This window comes from Mycobacterium sp. NGS57 (assembly GCF_059812405.1).
In genome coordinates this window covers 670670-687908 of the sequence record NZ_JCALCP010000001.1, presented here as the reverse complement: position 1 = coordinate 687908, position 17239 = coordinate 670670, and the positions used below count along the sequence as shown (strand labels likewise).

General features: G+C 68.5%; 11 protein-coding genes. 9 read left to right on the top strand and 2 right to left on the bottom strand.

The window, feature by feature from the left end; genetic code table 11:
* Positions 1-34 precede the first annotated feature (34 nt).
* The 5 genes from AC5Y43_RS03360 (at position 35) to AC5Y43_RS03340 (ending at position 9643) form a co-directional block, all read left to right on the top strand.
* Complete coding sequence (locus tag AC5Y43_RS03360) at positions 35-1363, top strand: condensation domain-containing protein (protein ID WP_499969305.1); 1329 nt, start codon at positions 35-37, stop codon at positions 1361-1363.
* Positions 1364-1434: 71 nt separating this feature from the next.
* Positions 1435-2982: an MFS transporter gene (locus tag AC5Y43_RS03355; protein ID WP_499969303.1), complete on the top strand. Its 1548-nt coding sequence runs from the start codon at positions 1435-1437 to the stop codon at positions 2980-2982.
* Between the two features lie 375 nt (positions 2983-3357).
* Complete coding sequence (locus tag AC5Y43_RS03350) at positions 3358-3783, top strand: MmpS family transport accessory protein (protein ID WP_499969426.1); 426 nt, start codon at positions 3358-3360, stop codon at positions 3781-3783.
* Positions 3780-6650, top strand: coding sequence for an MMPL/RND family transporter (locus tag AC5Y43_RS03345; protein WP_499969301.1), 2871 nt, complete (start codon positions 3780-3782; stop codon positions 6648-6650). The genes AC5Y43_RS03350 and AC5Y43_RS03345 overlap by 4 nt, the downstream gene beginning before the upstream one ends.
* 47 nt (positions 6651-6697) lie before the next feature.
* Positions 6698-9643: an MMPL/RND family transporter gene (locus AC5Y43_RS03340; RefSeq protein WP_499969424.1), complete on the top strand. Its 2946-nt coding sequence runs from the start codon at positions 6698-6700 to the stop codon at positions 9641-9643.
* A 105-nt stretch (positions 9644-9748) separates the two neighbouring features.
* Here the strand turns inward: AC5Y43_RS03340 and AC5Y43_RS03335 are convergent, their stop codons facing one another.
* A complete protein-coding gene (locus AC5Y43_RS03335) occupies positions 9749-10222 on the bottom strand; it encodes a hypothetical protein (protein ID WP_499969299.1) in 474 nt (157 codons plus the stop codon).
* Positions 10223-10385: 163 nt separating this feature from the next.
* Between AC5Y43_RS03335 and AC5Y43_RS03330 the strand changes: the two genes are divergently transcribed.
* The gene (locus AC5Y43_RS03330) at positions 10386-12131 is read left to right on the top strand and encodes an AMP-binding protein (protein ID WP_499969295.1); all 1746 of its coding nucleotides are present in this window, start codon (positions 10386-10388) and stop codon (positions 12129-12131) included.
* Here the strand turns inward: AC5Y43_RS03330 and AC5Y43_RS03325 are convergent.
* A complete protein-coding gene (locus tag AC5Y43_RS03325) occupies positions 12128-13429 on the bottom strand; it encodes an adenosylmethionine--8-amino-7-oxononanoate transaminase (RefSeq protein WP_499969293.1) in 1302 nt (433 codons plus the stop codon). The genes AC5Y43_RS03330 and AC5Y43_RS03325 overlap by 4 nt on opposite strands.
* Before the next feature lie 62 nt (positions 13430-13491).
* Here AC5Y43_RS03325 and AC5Y43_RS03320 point away from each other — a divergent pair, with 62 nt between their 5' ends.
* From AC5Y43_RS03320 to sucT, 3 genes are all read left to right on the top strand, one after another.
* Positions 13492-13899: a hypothetical protein gene (locus AC5Y43_RS03320; RefSeq protein ID WP_499969290.1), complete on the top strand. Its 408-nt coding sequence runs from the start codon at positions 13492-13494 to the stop codon at positions 13897-13899.
* A gap of 292 nt (positions 13900-14191) precedes the next feature.
* Positions 14192-14971: an NlpC/P60 family peptidoglycan-binding protein RipD gene (ripD, locus tag AC5Y43_RS03315; protein ID WP_499969287.1), complete on the top strand. Its 780-nt coding sequence runs from the start codon at positions 14192-14194 to the stop codon at positions 14969-14971.
* Between the two features lie 87 nt (positions 14972-15058).
* Entirely contained in the window at positions 15059-17230 is a 2172-nt protein-coding gene (sucT, locus tag AC5Y43_RS03310) for an acetyltransferase SucT (protein ID WP_499969285.1), read from the top strand.
* Positions 17231-17239 lie beyond the last annotated feature (9 nt).

Genomic DNA, 17239 nt, shown 5'->3' with positions numbered 1-17239 from the left:
TGGCCAAGCGCCGCAAGACAATCGGCTCGCGTTGATGGACCAGGCCTTCTATGCCGGGCATCGCGCCGCCGGCCAGCGGGAACTCATGCAGATCGGCTTCGTCTATCAGCACCCCCTCGACTTCGACGGGTTGAAGCGGTTTCACCACAACCTGGCGCAGGGACTGATGGGACGGCGCATCGAGCGCTCACCGCTGCCGTTCGGCCGGTACCGGTGGGTCTCGGACGGACAGCCGCCGGCAATCCACACCGCCGAAACCGCCCGTCCCCGCGCCGAGCTGGGCGACTGGTTCGACGAATGCTCGCAGGTGCCCCTCGATCCCGAAGCCGGCCCCGCCTGGCGCCTCAGCGTCCTTCCCCTGACCGACGGCTCGACCGCCTTCACCGTGACGATGTCGCACTACGTGATCGACGGCATCGGCGGCGTCGTCGCGGTGTCCGAGGCGATCCTGGGCATGACTCGTGACCTCGGCTACCCGCCGCCGCGGTCACGCTCGAAGCTGCGCGCCCTGGCTCGGGACGCCGGCGAAGCGGTGCGGGATGCGCCCGAGGTCGCCCGGGCGTTCGCCGCGGCGGTCAAAGAGGCCCGCCGGCGCCGGCACGACGACGCCCGCGCGCAGGCACCCCAGCCTCCTGCCGTCCCGGCCGCCCGGGCCGGCGACCCGGACGCCCCGATCGTCACGCCCGCCATCTGGGCCCACATCGATCTCGGCGAGTGGGACGCCCGGGTGGCGGCGCTGGGCGGAACCAGCAGCAGCCTGTCCGCCGCGCTGACCGCGAAACTCGCCGAGCACATGGGGCGCCGGAACGAGGACGGCGACGTCAAAATGCTGCTGCTGGTGAACAACCGCACCGAGGACGACACGCGTGCCGTCGCGGTGTCTTTCGCGCGCGCCAGCATCGATCCCAACGGGGTGACCACCGACCTGCGCGACGCCCGCGCCGCGGTCAAGCGGGCGCTGACGACGCTGCGCGAAACGCCGGACGAGTCGGCGCTACTCGCCCCGCTGACCCCCTTCACGCCGAAGCGGACCTGGAAGCAGTTGGTCGACTACGCGCTCGACGACCCCGAGCAGCCGGTCGTGTGTTCCAACCTCGGCGACGTCGGCCCGGTGGTAACCAGTCCCGACGGCACGCTGGCCGAGTACGCCTTCGCCCGCGGGACGAGCCAGCATTTGACCCGGCGCTGGCTGGAGCGGATGGGCGGGCAGTTGCAGCTGTATTGCTCGCGCGTACCGACGCTCGGCAAGATCCACCTCGCCATCCTCGCCTACCAACTCGACGGCGAGAACACCAAACCCTGGTTGCGTGAGCTGGTGACGCGCACCCTGGCCGAGTTCGGCCTGACCGGCGAGATCGAGTGACGAAATCGTCGCCGTAGGGCCGTTTCCGAAGGACGGCCGGGCCGCGCGCACCTAATGTATGGTGATCCGCTATGGCAGCGCTGGACGACGCACCGCGGACAGCTTCCGCGCCGCCGCGTGGCCGGTTCGTCGCCGCGATCATCGCGATCGGCGGCGCGCAGCTGCTGTCGATGATGGACGGCCCGGTCGCCGTGTTCGCGCTGCCGAAGATCCAGAACGAGCTGGGCCTGTCCAACGCCGGGCGCAGCTGGGTGGTCACCGCCTACCTGCTGACCTATGGCGGCCTGATGTTGCTGGGCGGCCGCCTCGGCGACACCATCGGCCGCAAGCGCACCTTCATCGTCGGGGTGGCGCTGTTCACCGTCGCCTCGACCACGTGCGGGATCGCCTGGAACGAGGGCTCGCTGGTGCTGGCCCGGCTGCTGCACGGCGTGGCCGCCGCGATCATCGCGCCGACCTGCCTGGCGCTGGTGGCGACGACCTTCCCCAAGGGCTCGGCGCGCAACGCGGCGGTGGCGGTGTTCGGCGCGCTGGGCGGGGTCGGCTCGGTGCTCGGGCTGGTGGTGGGCGGGGCGCTCACCGAGGCGTCGTGGCGGCTGGCGTTTTTGATCAACGTGCCGATCGGGATCGTGACGATCTATCTGGCCCGCACCACGCTGGCCGAAACCCAGCGGGAGCGGATGAAGCTCGACGCCGCCGGGGCCGTGCTGGCAACGGTGGTGAGCACCGCCGCGGTGTTCGCCCTCACGATCGGGCCGGAGCGGGGCTGGTCCTCGGCCACCACCGTCGGCGCGGCCATGCTGGCGCTGACGGCGTTCGTGGCCTTCGCCATGGTCGAGCGCACGGCCGAGAACCCGATCGTGCCGTTCAGCCTGTTCTTCGACCGCGACCGCCTGGCCACGTTCGCGTCCCTGTTCTTGGCCGGCGGGGTGACGTTCACCATGACCCTGTTGGTCGCCCTGTACGTGCAGAACATCATGGGCTACAGCCCCCTGCACGCGGCCATCAGTTTCATCCCGTTCGTCATCGCGATGGCCGTCGGGATGGCCACCGCCACGCGGCTGGTGACGCGGTTCCCGCCGCGGACGGTGGTGATCACCGGCGCCACGCTGCTGCTGGGCGCGACGCTGTACAACGGCCTGACGCTGCACCGCGGCGTCCCGTACTTCCCGGATCTGGTGGTGCCGATCGTCATCGGCGCCGTCGGCATCGGCATGACCAACGTCCCGCTCGGACTGTCGGTGATCGCCAGCGTCGGCGCCGACCGCATCGGTCCCCTGTCGGCGATCACCGTGATGCTGCAGAGCCTCGGCGGGCCGGTGGTGCTGGCCGTCGTCCAGGCCGCCATCACGTTGCGCACGCTGCAACTCGGCGGGACCAGCGGCCCGGTGAAATCGATGAGCGACGCCCAGTTGCAGGCGCTGGACCGCGGCTACGCCTACGGCGTGCTGTGGCTGGCCGGGGTGGTGGCCGTGCTGGCCGCGACGGCGCTGCTGATCCGCTACACCGCGCAGCAGGTCGCCCACGCGCAGAAGGTCAACGAGGCCATGGCCGCTGGCGAGCTCATCCCCGAAGACGCCGACGGCCCTGAAAATCCCGCAGCCGAGCCCGTCGCCTGAGCCCCAAACCCGTTGCTGCAGCGCGCATACCGCACCGTGCCCGGTGCCCGCGGACGATTACTGAGCTGTTGCTGAGATTTACAGAGGGCGTTGCTGAGACTTTGTCGAAATCTTGGACGGACCCTGGTGGCCTCCACTATGGTTCCATCCGTTATTCAACTCGTGTGGGGTTAAGGTGGGTGCGTGGTCGAAGGCAGCGTGCGCGGTATCGAGCGCGCCCCGGCGCAGGACGCTGTCGCGGCCGGCCAAGACGCAGGTCAGCGGCCCGGCCGACGGCCTAGCGTGCTGCGGCGCAACTCCCGGCCCGAGCCCGCGCCGGTAGCGCCGGCCGGGTCCGCGCGGCGCCGCCGGCGCCCCGGAGCCGTGCTTTTCAGGCTGCTCAAGCGGCTGTGGATTCCGCTGGTCATCCTCACCGTCGTCTGCGCCGGCGGGTTCACCGTGTCGCGGCTGCACGGCGTCTTCGGCTCGGAGAAGCCGCTCTCCTACGCCGACACCAGAAAAGACGAGACCAAGCCGTTCAACCCCAAGCATCTGACCTACGAGGTCTTCGGCCCGGCGGGCACCACGGCCGAGATCAGCTATTTCGACGCCAACGGCGACCCGCAGCGCGTCAAGGACGCCCAGTTGCCGTGGTCGCTGGAGTTCGCCATCACCGCGTCCACGGTCGCCGGGAACATCGCGGCCCAGGGCGACAGCGACAGCATCGGCTGCCGCATCCTCGTCGACGGGGTGGTCAAGTCGGAAAAGACCACCGAGCACGAAGTGAGCGCCTTCACCTACTGCCTGCTGAAGGCCGCATGAGTAACCATCAGCTGCGCGACGGTTCGCCGTTGGTCGCGCGGACCATCCATCGGTTTTCGGTGCTCATCATCTTTGCCTGGCTGGCGATCATGTTCGCCCTGGGCGCCTTCGTCCCCTCGCTGGAGCAGGTGGCCAAGGAACATTCGGTTTCGCTGAATCCCACCGACGCGCCCTCGTTCAAGGCGGCGGTCCGCGCCAACGAGGACTTCAAGCAATCCGACGCCGGCAGCATGGTGATGATCGTCCTGGAGGGTCAGCAACCCCTCGGCGACGACGCGCACCGCTACTACGACCACATGATCCGTCAGTTCCAGGACGATCCGAAGCACGTCGGGCACATCCACAATTTCTGGGGCGACCCGCTGACGGCGGGCGCCGCGCAAAGCGCCGACGGCAAGGCCGCCTACGTTCAGCTGGATCTCGCCGGCAACCCGGGCCAGCCGCTGGGCAACGAATCGATCGAGGCCGTCAAGCGCATCGTGGCGCAGACGCCGGCGCCGGCGGGGATCAAGGCGTACGTCACCGGCCCCGCGGCGATCGCCGCGGACATGGGCAACAGCGGTAACCGGACGATCGTCACGATGACGGCGGTCAGCATCGCGGTCATCTTCATCACGCTGTTCCTCGTCTACCGCTCGGTGGTCACCGTATTTCTGCTGTTGCTGGTGGTCGGGATAGAGCTGCAGGTGGCCCGCGGCATCGTGGCGTTCCTCGGCCACCACGGCATCCTCGGCCTGACGACGTTCGTGCTGAATCTGTTGGTATCCATCGGGATCGCGGCGGGAACGGACTACGGGATCTTCTTCATCGGGCGCTACCAGGAGGCCCGGCAGGCCGGGGAGGACCGCGAACGGGCCTTCTACACCGCGTACCGCGGGGTCGCCAAGGTGGTGTTGGCCTCCGGTGTGACGATCGCGGGGGCGATCTACTGCCTGAGCCTCACCCGGCTGCCCATCTTCCACGCGATGGGAATCCCTTGCGCGGTCGGCGTTTTGGTCGCGGTTGCGGTCGCGCTCACGCTGATGCCGGCGGTCATTGCCGTCGGCAGCAGGTTCGGCCTGTTCGAGCCCAAGCGCAAGCTGCAGGTTCGCGGCTGGCGGCGGGTGGGCACGGCGATCGTGCGCTGGCCCGCGCCGATCCTCATCGCGACGCTGGCGGTCGCGCTCGTCGGGCTGCTGACGCTGCACGGGTACAAGCCCAGTTACGCCGAGCAGAAGTTCATCCCGCAGAACATCCCCGCCAGCCTGGGATACGCGGCGGCGGCGCGACATTTCCCGCAGTCGGCGATGATGGCGCCCGAGATCCTGTTGCTCGAGTCCGACCATGATCTGCGCAACCCGGCGGACTTCCTGGTCCTGAACAAACTGGCCAAGGGCGTGCTCGCCGTGCCCGGCGTTTCCCGGGTGCAGGCCATCACGCGGCCGGAGGGAACCCCGATCTCGCACACGTCGATCCCGTTCATGCTGAGCATGCAGCAGGCCGGAATGATGCAGAACATGGGCTTCCAGAAGCAGCGCATGAACGACATGCTCAAGCAGGCCGAGGAGTTGTCGAAGACGATCGCGATCATGCAGCGCATGTACGACCTGATGCAGCAACTCGTCGCCACAACGCATCACATGATCGGCGAGACGCACGACATGCAGGCGCTCACCAACGACTTGCGCGATCACATCGCGGATTTCGAGGATTTCTTCCGCCCGCTGCGCAGCTACTTCTATTGGGAGAGGCACTGTTTCGACATCCCGGTCTGCTGGTCGATCAGGTCGGTGTTCGACACCATCGACGGGATTGACTCGCTGAGCGACAAGCTGGGCGACCTGATCAAGGACCTCGACCAGCTGGACATCATCATGCCGCAGCTCGTCACGCAGTTCCCGCCGATGATCGCGATGATGCAGAGCATGCGCGCGATGATGATGACGATGCACAGCACCATGTCGGGGACGCTGGGCGAGATGGACGACAACAGCACCAACTCGATGGCCATGGGCAAGGCCTTCGACGCCGCCAAGGACGACGACTCGTTCTACATTCCCGCGGAGGCCTTCAAGAACCCGGACTTCAAACGGGTCATGAACGTGTTCTTGTCCCCGGACGGCAAGGCCGCGCGCATGCTGATCTCGCAGAAGGGCGATCCCGCGTCGCCCGAAGGCATTTCGCGCGTCGAACCGATCAAGACCGCGGCGTCGGAGGCGCTCAAGGGGACTCCGCTGGAGGACTCCAAGATCTACCTCACCGGCACCGCCGCGTCGACGAAAGACCTCGTCGTCGGATCCAAATACGACCTCATGATCGCCGGCATCGCCGCGCTGTGCCTGATCTTCATCATCATGTTGATGATGACGCGCAGCTTCGTCGCCGCGCTGGTCATCGTCGGCACCGTATTGCTTTCGCTGGGCGCGTCTTTCGGGCTTTCCGTGCTGGTCTGGCAGTATCTGCTCGGCATCCAGATCCACTGGGTCGTGCTGGCGATGTCGGTGATCATCCTGTTGGCGGTGGGATCCGACTACAACCTGCTGCTGGTGTCCCGGATGAAAGAGGAGATCGCGGCCGGCATCAACACCGGCATCATTCGCTCGATGGGCGGCACCGGCAAGGTCGTGACCAACGCGGGGCTGGTGTTCGCGTTCACCATGGCGTCCATGGTGGTCAGCGACCTGCGGATCATCGGCCAGGTCGGCACCACCATCGGGCTGGGCCTGCTCTTCGACACCCTGATCGTGCGCTCGTTCATGGCGCCGTCGATCGCCGCGCTGCTGGGACGCTGGTTCTGGTGGCCGCAACAGGTGCGGCCCCGTCCCGCCAGCGCCTTGCTCCGGTCGTCCGGACCCCGCCCGCTGGTACGCGCCCTGTTGCTGAGATAGCGCGGCACGTGGCGAATTTCCGGTCCGGCAACGGGCCATCGGCAACCGTGGGCGGCGTCGCGCCACACGGCGATGACGCCGTACCCGAGCGGCGGCCCTTCATCGCGCGGACGATCCGCACCTTCTCGCCGCTGATCATCCTGGCCTGGGTGGCGCTGAGTTTGCTTGTGACGTTTGGGGTTCCGTCGCTCGAGCAGGTCGGCCGGGAGCATTCCGTGCCGCTGGCACCCCAGGACGCGCCCGCGGTGCGGGCGATGACGCGCATGGGCAAGGTGTTCAAGGAATCCGATTCCGACAGCTTCGCGATGATCGTGCTGGAGGGCCAGCAGCAGCTCGGCAACGACGCGCACGACTACTACGCCGGCCTGGTGCGCGCGCTGCGCAACGACACCCGCCACGTCGAGCACGTGCAGGACCTGTGGGGCGATCGATTCACGGCGGCCGGCGCCCAGAGCCCCGACGGCAAGGCCGCATATGTGCAGCTGAATCTGGCCGGCAACCAGGGCACCACCCTGGGTCAGGAATCGGTGGCCGCGGTCCGCAACATCGTCGAGCACTCGACGCCCCCGCCCGGCGTCAAGGCCCACCTCACCGGGCCGGCCGCGCTCGTCGCCGACATGCAGGCCAGCGGTGAGCGATCCATCTTCAAAATGACCGCGATCGGCGCGGCGATCATCTTCGTGGTGCTCCTCGTCGTCTACCGCTCGCTCACCACCGTAGTGTTGCTCTTGGTCGGGGTCGGCATCGAAATGCTTTCGGCCCGTGGGATCGTCGCGTTTCTCGGCGACAACAACCTCGTCGTGCTCTCGACGTTTGCGACCAACCTGCTGGTGGCGCTGGCGATGGCGGCCGGAACGGACTACGGCATCTTCTTCTTCGGCCGATATCAGGAGGCGCGCCAGGCCGGCGAGGATCCGGAGACGGCCTACTACACCACCTACCGCGGGATCGTTCCCGTGGTTTTGGGTTCCGGCCTGACGATCGCCGGGGCCATGCTGTGCCTGAGCGTCACCCAGATGCCGATCTTCCAGACCATCGGCGTGCCGTGCGCGGTGGGCATGCTCGTCGCGGTCGCGGTCGCGCTGACGCTGGTCCCGGCGGTCCTGGGGCTGGGAAGTCGCCTCGGCCTGGCGGATCCCAAGCGCCACATCGGGTTTCGCCGGTGGCGACGGCTCGGCACGGCGATCGTGCGCTGGCCCGCGCCCATCCTCACCGCGACGCTGGCGGTGGCGCTGCTGGGCCTGGTGACGCTGCCCGGCTACAAGACGAGCTACAACGACCGCTTTTACATCCCCAAGGACGTGCCCGCGAATCTGGGCTACGCGGCCGCCGATCGGCACTTCTCGCAATCGCGCATGATGCCGGACATCCTGATGATCGAAACCGACCGCGATCTGCGCAACTCGGCGGACTTCCTGGTGTTGCACAAGCTGGCCAAGGCGGTCTTCCGGGTGCCGGGCATCTCCCGCGTCCAGGGCATCACACGCCCCGAGGGGACGCCGATCGAGCACACGTCGATCCCGTTCATGATCAGCATGCAAAACGCGGTGATGACGCAGATCATGAAGTCGATGCGGGGCACCGTCGACGACATGCTCAAGCAGGCCGACCTGCTCGCCACGCAGGTCACGATCATGAAGCGGCTGTACGACTTTCAGCTACAGATCACCGCCGTCACCCATCACTCGATCAGCGAGACGAAGGAGCTGGCCGCCATCGTCTACGACTTGCGAGACCACATCGCGGATTTCGAGGACTTCCTGCGGCCGCTGCGCAGCTACTTCTACTGGGAAAAGCACTGCTTCGACATCCCCATCTGCTGGTCGATCAGGTCCGTTTTCGACGCCATCGACGGCGTCGACTCGCTGGGCGACAAGCTCGGCGATGTCATCAAGGACCTGGACAAGGTCGACACCCTGCTGCCGGAATTGGTCGAGCAGTTCCCGCGGCTGATCACCTCGGCGGAAGAAGCCCGCGCGACGATCCTGCAGATGCACAGCACCATGTCCGGGGTGTTCAGCGAGATGGACGAATCCGGCCAGAGCGCCACCGCCATGGGGCAGGCCTTCGACGCCGCCCGCAACGACGACTCGTTCTACCTGCCCCCGGAGGTCTTCGGAAACGCGGACTTCCAGCGGGCGCTGAATTCCTTCGTGTCCCCGGACGGGAAAGCCGCGCGACTGATCATTTCGCATCAGGGCGATCCCGCGACGCCCGAGGGCATCGCGCGCATCGACAAGATCCGCACGGCCGCCGAAGAGGTGCTCAAGACGACGCCGCTGAAGGACGCCAGGATCTACATCGCCGGCACCGCGTCGACCTTCAAAGACTTCCGCGACGGCTCCAAAAACGATCTCCGCATCGCGTTCATCGGCGCGATCTGCCTGATCTTCGTGATCATGCTCCTGCTGACCCGCAGTTTCGTGGCCGCGCTGGTCATCGTGGGCACGGTGGTCCTGTCGCTGGGCGCGTCGTTCGGGCTGTCGGTGCTGATCTGGCAATACATCTTCGGCGTCAAGCTGCACTGGATGGTGCTGCCGATGTCGGTGATCGTGTTGTTGGCGGTGGGCTCCGACTACAACCTGCTGTTGGTGTCGCGCATGAAAGAGGAGATCGCGGCCGGCATCAACACGGGCATCATTCGCGCGATGGGCGGCACCGGCAAGGTCGTCACCAACGCGGGCCTGGTGTTCGCGTTCACCATGGCCTCGATGGTGACCAGCGACCTGCGGATCATCGGCCAGGTCGGCACCACCATCGGCCTGGGCCTGCTGTTCGACACGCTGGTCGTGCGCTCGTTCATGACACCGTCGATCGCCGCGCTGTTGGGGCGCTGGTTCTGGTGGCCGCAGGCCGTCCGGCCGCGCCCGGCCAGCCAGATGCTGCGGTCGATCGGGCCGCGCCCGGTCGTGCGGGCCCTGCTGCTTCCGCCCGAGCCTACTTACGACGACGACGACGCCGTCACGGCGGAGATCCCGATACCTGCGCGGTAGAGCGGGGATCAACTCGACCCGCTATCGCGGGCGATATCGCGTTGCAGACCACATCATGCCTTCGCCGCCGGTACGCCAGTGGCCGGTATGACGAACTTGGCACTCTCAGCCCGCGTTGCGCAGGACCCGAAGCTCCTTCGAGGGCAACTCGACGACCGGGGTCAGCTCGGCGAAGAGGTCGATCGCGGCCGCGATGGTGCGGTCGGCGAAGGCGGCGAAGTCCTCGAACGAGGCGTCCTCGGAGATCCATTGCGACTTGCGGGCCGAGACCCCGATGCGCTGGGAGTCGGCGGGCGCGTCGTGCAGGAGCACGGTGAATTGCCGGTTCCGCCGGTTCCACGTGTCGGCGAAGCGCGTCAGCCAGGGCCGCTCGGCGGCGTGGAAGCAGCACGCGGGGCTGACCTCGACGGTCACCACGTCGCCGAACGACGGGGACACCTCGAGGCGCACGCGCAGCCGGCGCGGGTGGGCGTCGAGGACGGCGTGATACTCGCCGTCGCGCTTGCCCCGGGAGAATTGCAGCCCACAGGTGCTCGCATAGCGTTCGATCAGGTTCGCGCGGAGCGACTCACTCGTCATGGAACACATACTGGCGTGGGCGACTTGGGGGATCCTTTGAGCCGAACCAACCGTAGCCGAAGAATCTGTTAAGAATTCGCTGAGCGCGCCGGCCGGTGAGCCCCCGGCGGGACGAGTTAACTTGCCCTTTCGAAGATGCGCCGAGGACGGCCACGGTAACCTGATGGCCGTGTTTGAGACATCCTTTCCGGCTCTACTTCGTGAGCGTGCCAGCCTGCAGCCCGACGACGTGGCCTACACGTTTATCGATTACGACCAGGACCCGGACGGTGTCGCCGAAAGCCTGACGTGGCCGCAGTTATATCGGCGAGTGCTGAACATGGGACGCGAACTCAGACTTTGCACTTCGCCGGGTGATCGCGCGGTGATATCGGCACCCCAGGGCCTCGATTACATCGTCGGTTTCCTGGGCGCATTGCACGCCGGGCTGATCGCGGTGCCGCTTTCGGTCCCGATGGGCGGTTCCGCCGACGAGCGCGTCGACTCGGTGCTGCGCGACGCGTCGCCCGCCGCCGTCATCACCACGTCCGCCGCGGCGGGCACTGTGGCACAGCACGTTACGGCGCAGCCCGGGGAATCCGCCCCGTCGATCATCGAGGCCGATTTGCTGGACCTGAACGCGCCGGCGCGATTCGAGGACGGCGAGGCCAATCAGCAGGATATTGCGTATCTGCAATACACCTCCGGATCGACCCGGAATCCGGCCGGCGTAATGGTTTCCTATGACAACCTGCACGTCAATTACAAGGTGACGATGCGCGGCTTTTTCCAGCGCAGCAGGGGCATCGAACCACCGGAGCACACAATTGTGTTGTGGCTGCCCTTCTATCACGACCTGGGTTTGATCATGGGCGTTTGCACGCCGGTGCTTTCCGGGTGCAGCGCGGTGCTCACCAGCCCGGTGGCATTTTTGCAGCGCCCGGCGCGGTGGATGCAATTGCTGGCGTCCTATCCGGACGCCTCCAGCGGCGCACCCAACTTCGCTTTCGAAGTGGCGCTGCGCAAAACGACGGACGAGGATATGGCCGGCTATGACCTCGGCCGGGTGTCGACCCTTATCAGCGGCGCCGAACGGGTGCGCCCCGATACCGTCAAACGCTTTCTCGACCGATTTTCCCGGTTCAATCTGCCCGCGGCGGCGCTGCGGCCCACCTACGGGCTGGCCGAGTCCACCCTGTACGTGGCGACCACCACCGAGGGCAAGGCACCCGAGATCGTCGACTTCGAGCCCGAGAAACTCGCCGACGGGCAGGCGCAACGCTGCGCGGCCGGCACCGGGACGGCGCTGGTCGCCTATCCGTGGCTGGACGCGCCCACCGTGCGGATCGTCGACCCCGACACCTACGCCGAGTGCCAGGACGGAACGACCGGCGAGATCTGGCTGCACGGGGGCAACGTCTGCCTGGGCTATTGGGAAAAGCCCGAGGAGACCGAGCGCACGTTCGGGGCCACGATCATCGAGCCGTCGGCCGGCACCCCCGAGGGGCCGTGGCTGCGGACCGGGGATCTGGGCTTCATCTCCGAGGGGGCGCTGTTCATCGTCGGCCGCATCAAGGACCTGCTGATCGTCTACGGGCGCAACCACTCCCCCGACGACATCGAGGCGACGATCCAGGAGATCACCAAGGGCCGGGTCGCCGCGATCGCCGTTCCGGACGACGGCATCGAGCAGCTCGTCGTCGTCATGGAAACCAAGAAGCGCGGCGAATCCGACGCGGAGGTGAAGGACAGGTTCGACGCCGTCAAGCGCGAGGTCACCTCGGCGATCTCGAACTCGCACGGCCTGTCGGTCGCCGATCTGGTTCTGGTGGCCCCCGGTTCGATCCCCATCACCACCAGCGGCAAGATCCGGCGCTCGACGTGCGTCGACCTGTACCAGCGCGACGAGTTCGCCCGCCTGGACACCTAAACGAGCCGCGCGACCTCGACCATCGCGGCGCCGACCCGCGCGACCTCGTCGCCCGAGCAGATGTACGGCGGCATCGCGTAGACCAGGTTGCGGAACGGGCGCAGCCACACGCCGTGGTCCAGCGCCACCGGGGTCGCGACGGCCAGGTCGACCGGCCGTTCGCATTCGATCACGCCGATGGCGCCGCGCACCCGCACGTCGGTCACGCCGGGCAGCGCCCGCGCCGGTTCGAGGCCCGCGGCGAGCCCGGCGGCGATCCCGGCCACCCGCGCGCGCCAGTCCTGGGCCAGCAGCAGCTCGACGCTGGCCGCCGACACCGCGCAGGCCAGCGCGTTGGCCATGAAGGTCGGCCCGTGCATCAGCGCTCCGGCCGCGCCGGCGCTGATGGTGTGGGCGATCTCGGCGGTGCACAGGGTGGCGGCCAGGCTGAGGTAGCCGCCCGTCAGCGCCTTGCCGACGCACATGACGTCCGGGCTCACCCCGGCGTGGTCGGCGGCGAACAGCTCGCCGGTGCGCCCGAAGCCGGTGGCGATCTCGTCGAACACCAGCAGCACGTCGTGCCGGGCGCACAGATCGCGCAGGTCGCGCAGGTACCGCGGGTCGTGGAAGCGCATCCCGCCGGCCCCCTGCACGACGGGCTCGACGACGACGGCGGCCAGCTCGGCGGCGTGCTCGCCCAGCAGCTCCCCGAACGCCGCGCTGTAGGCGGGGTCGTACCCCGCCGGCACCTGGGGGGCGAACACCTGCGGCGCCAGGATGTCGGTCCACAGCGAGTGCATGCCGCCGTCGGGATCGCAGACGCTCATCGGCGTGAACGTGTCGCCGTGGTAGCCGCCCCGCCAGGTCATCAGCCGCCGCTTGCCGGGCCGGCCGCGGGCGCGCCAGTACTGCAGCGCCATCTTCACCGCGACCTCCACCGACACCGACCCGGAATCGCTGAAGAACACCGTCTGCAGCCCCGCCGGCGTGATGTCCACCAGCAGCTGCGCCAGCCGGGCCGCGGGCTCGTGGGTCAGCCCGCCGAACATGACGTGGTTCATGGTGGCCAGCTGCGCGGCCAGCGCCGCGTCCAGGTCCGGGTGGCCGTGCCCGTGGATGGCGGTCCACCAGGAGCTCATCGCGTCGAGCGCCTCGACGGGCTCGCCGTCGCGGATCAGGGTCAGCGAGGCGCCCCGGGCCGCGACGGCCACCAGCGGCGCCACCGACTCCCGCCCGATGGTGCTGTAGGGGTGCCACACGTGCGCCGCGTCGATCGCGCTGATCTGCCCGGGCGTCAGCCCGGCCCTCGCCGCACGCATAGGCATCGAGCGTAGAGCAGTCGGTTCGCGCAAATCCCCGCCGTCGGGGAGCATCTAGGGCCATGGAGCCCGATGCGCCCGACCGGCCCGACCGCACGGCGCCCCGGGTGCTTCGGCTGCGACTGGCGCCCTGGGACGTCGTCTGCACCGTGACGCTGCTGGTGGCGCTCGTCGTCCTGGCCACGGCGACGGCCTGGCCGGCGCGGCTCTTCGGCTTCCTCGGGCGCGTGTGTGAGGGCGACGCGTGCGGGGCGGTGCCGTTGGGGATCGACTACTACATCGGCCCGCTGGCGTGGGGCGGCATCGGCGCGGCGATCGCCGCGGCCGCGATCGGCCCGATCGTGTCCCTGCTGAAGGGCTGGTACATGTCCTTCTGGCCGGTCCTGGCGCTCGCGCTGCTCGTGCTCAGCTCCGTGGCCGGCTCCCTGCTGACCGCCTACAGCGAGCGCTACTGGCTCTGGCCGACCTGAGACCCAAATCACAACCTGGCGCCCGGAATTCGGCGCGCCAGTCACCGTCCGGTCACGGTACGACAAATAATCGTTCGGGGAGCTCAGCAGCTATTTTCGGGCCCCCAGTTCTGGGGTAAAAGTGTCTGTAGTGACTGGTGTGAATTCAGCCGGCTGAGCCGGCGAGGCTCGCTCCAAGCGTCATGCAGCGGCGTCCGGCCCCGACGGGGCGGCCCGCGCCGCCTGCAACAGCGGTCGGCGTCGCGAAGTCACCGCGACGACGGCCCAGGACCCAAGAAGGTGGGGATCGGAGATGAAACGCATCTACGCATTCGCGATCGGCTTCGCGATGCTGGTCGCGCCGCTGGCCACGGCCGGCATCGCGGCAGCCGACCCGGGCACGCGGTCAATGGACTACCAGCAGGCCACCGACGTCGTGGTGATGCGCGGCCTGTCGCAGCGCGGCGTGCCGTTCTCGTGGGCCGGGGGCGGCATCACCGGCCCCACCCGCGGCAAGGGCAGCGGCGCCATGACGGTCGGCTTCGACGCCTCGGGTCTGATGCAGTACGCCTACGCCGGCGCGGGGATCAAGCTGCCGCGTTCCTCGGGTGAGCTGTACCGGGTCGGCCAGAAGGTGCTGCCGCAGCAGGCGCGCCGCGGCGACCTGATCTTCTACGGCCCCGAGGGCACCCAGAGCGTCGCGATGTACCTCGGCAACAACCAGATGCTGGAGGTCGGCGACGTCGTCCAGGTCTCGCCGGTGCGCGCCAACGGCATGACGCCGTATCTGGTCCGGGTGCTCGGCACGCCGCAGACGCCGTTCCAGCAGGCCCCGGTGCAGCAATCGCCCGTGCAGCTGGCGCCGGCCCAACAGGTCCCGGCGCAGCAGGTGCCCGCGCAGCAGGTGCCCGCCCAGCAGGTCCCGGCGCAGCAGGTGCCCGCGCAGCAGGTCCCGGCCCAACCGGTCCCGGTGCAGCAGGCGCCCGCCCAGCAGGCGCCGCTGCAGCAGGCGCAGTTGCAGCAGCTGCCGTTGCTGCAAGCGCCTGCGCCGCAGGTGCCCGCGCAGCAGGCGCCGTTCGGCATCACGCGGTAGCTCCCCCGGCGGGCGCGCTGCGCGGCCACGCCGCAACGCCGGCGTTCGGGACCGGGCGCCGGGTTTGGGTAAGTTAGCGGTCGAACCATGCTCAGCCTCATCCAGAACCCGCCGACCCGCCCACCGGTTGTCCCTGCGAAACCGGTGGGCGAGCCAGCTTCTGTGGGGACCCGCGCCGCCGGGTTCTACCGGTACGACCTCGACGGCCTGCGCGGCATCGCGATCGCGCTCGTCGCGATGTTCCACGTCTGGTTCGGGCGGGTGTCGGGCGGCGTCGACGTGTTCCTGGCGTTGTCCGGGTTCTTCTTCGGCGGAAAGATCCTGCGCGCCGCGCTCAACCCGCACCTGACGCTGTCGCCGGTCGCCGAGGTGACGCGCCTGGTGCGACGGCTGCTTCCCGCCCTGGTCGTGGTCCTGGCGGGCTGCGCGGTGCTGACCATCCTGGTGCAGCCGGAGACCCGCTGGGAGACCTTCGCCGACCAGAGCCTGGCGAGCCTGGGTTACTACCAGAACTGGGAGTTGGCCAACACCGTCTCGGACTACCTGCGCGCCGGTGAGGCCGTCAGCCCGCTGCAGCACATCTGGTCGATGTCGGTGCAGGGCCAGTTCTACGTCGCCTTCCTGCTGCTGATGGCGGGGTGCGCCTGGCTCGTGGCGCGGTTGCGGGCGCCGCGCCCGCGGGCCGTGTTCGTGGCGCTGCTCGGCGCGCTGACGGTGGCGTCCTTCGTATACGCGATCGTCGCTCATCGGGACAACCAGGCGATCGCCTACTACGACAGCTTCGCCCGGGCCTGGGAGCTGCTGCTGGGCGCGCTCGTCGGCGCCGTGGTGCCGCGCGTCCGCTGGCCGATGTGGCTGCGCGGCGCGGTGGCCACCGTCGCGCTGGCCGCGATCCTGTCGTGCGGGGCGCTGATCAACGGCGTCAAGGAATTCCCCGGCCCGTGGGCCCTGGTGCCCGTCGGGGCCGCCATGCTGATGATCCTCGCCGGGGCCAACCTGCGGGGCGAGGCGATGCCGCTGCCGAACCGGCTGCTGGCGGCCGGCCCGCTGGTGGCGCTGGGCGCGATGGCCTATTCGCTGTACCTGTGGCACTGGCCGCTGCTGATCTTCTGGCTGTCCTACAGCGGCCACCGGCACGCCGACTTCGTCGAGGGCACCGTGGTGCTGCTGGTGTCCGGGGTGCTGGCCTACCTGACCACGCGGCTCGTCGAGGACCCGCTGCGGTCCCGGTCCCCCGCCGGCGCCCGCAGGCCGACGGGTCCCGCGCTGCCCGGGTGGGCGCGCCTGCGCCGGCCCACGATGGCGCTGGGATCGGTGGTGGTGCTGCTCGGCGTCACGCTGACCGCGACGTCGTTCACCTGGCGCCAGCACGTCACGGTGTTGCGCGCCGCGGGCAAGGAGCTGTCTGTGCTCAACCCGCTGGACTATCCGGGCGCGCGCGCCCTGACCGAACACGTGCGGGTGCCGGCGCTGCCGATGCGGCCCAGCGTCCTGGAGGTCAAGGACGACCTGCCCGCCTCGACCCGCGACGGCTGCATCAGCGACTTCGTCAACCCGGCGGTGGTCAACTGCGCCTACGGCGACGTGGCCGCAACCCGGACCATCGCTCTGGCCGGCGGGTCGCACGCCGAGCACTGGCTGCCCGCGCTCGACGTGCTCGGCCGTGAGCACCACTTCAAGGTGGTGACCTACCTCAAGATGGGCTGCCCGCTGTCCACCGAGGAAGTGCCGCTGATCATGGGCAACAACGCCCCGTACCCGCAGTGCCGCGAGTGGGTGCAACGGACCATGGACAAGCTGGTCTCCGACCGCCCCGACTACGTGTTCACCACGACGACGCGGCCGTGGAACATCAAAAGCGGCGACGTGATGCCCGCGACCTACATCGGCATCTGGAAGACCTTGGCCGACAACAACATTCCGATCCTCGGCATGCGCGACACGCCGTGGCTGGTCAAGAACGGCAAACCGTTCGACCCCGCGGACTGCCTGGCCAAGAAGGGCGGCAGCGCGCAGTCCTGCGCGGTCAAGCGCTCCGACCTGCTGTCCGACCGCAACCAGACCCTCGACTTCGTCACACAGTTTCCGCTGCTGAAGATCCTCGACATGTCGGACGCGATCTGCCGCGCCGACGTCTGCCGCCCGGTCGAGGGAAACGTGCTGGTCTACCACGGCGCCCACCACCTGTCGCCCACCTATGTGCGGACCATGACCGACGAGCTGGGCCGTCAGATCGGGGCCAACACCGGCTGGTGGTGACGGGCCGGC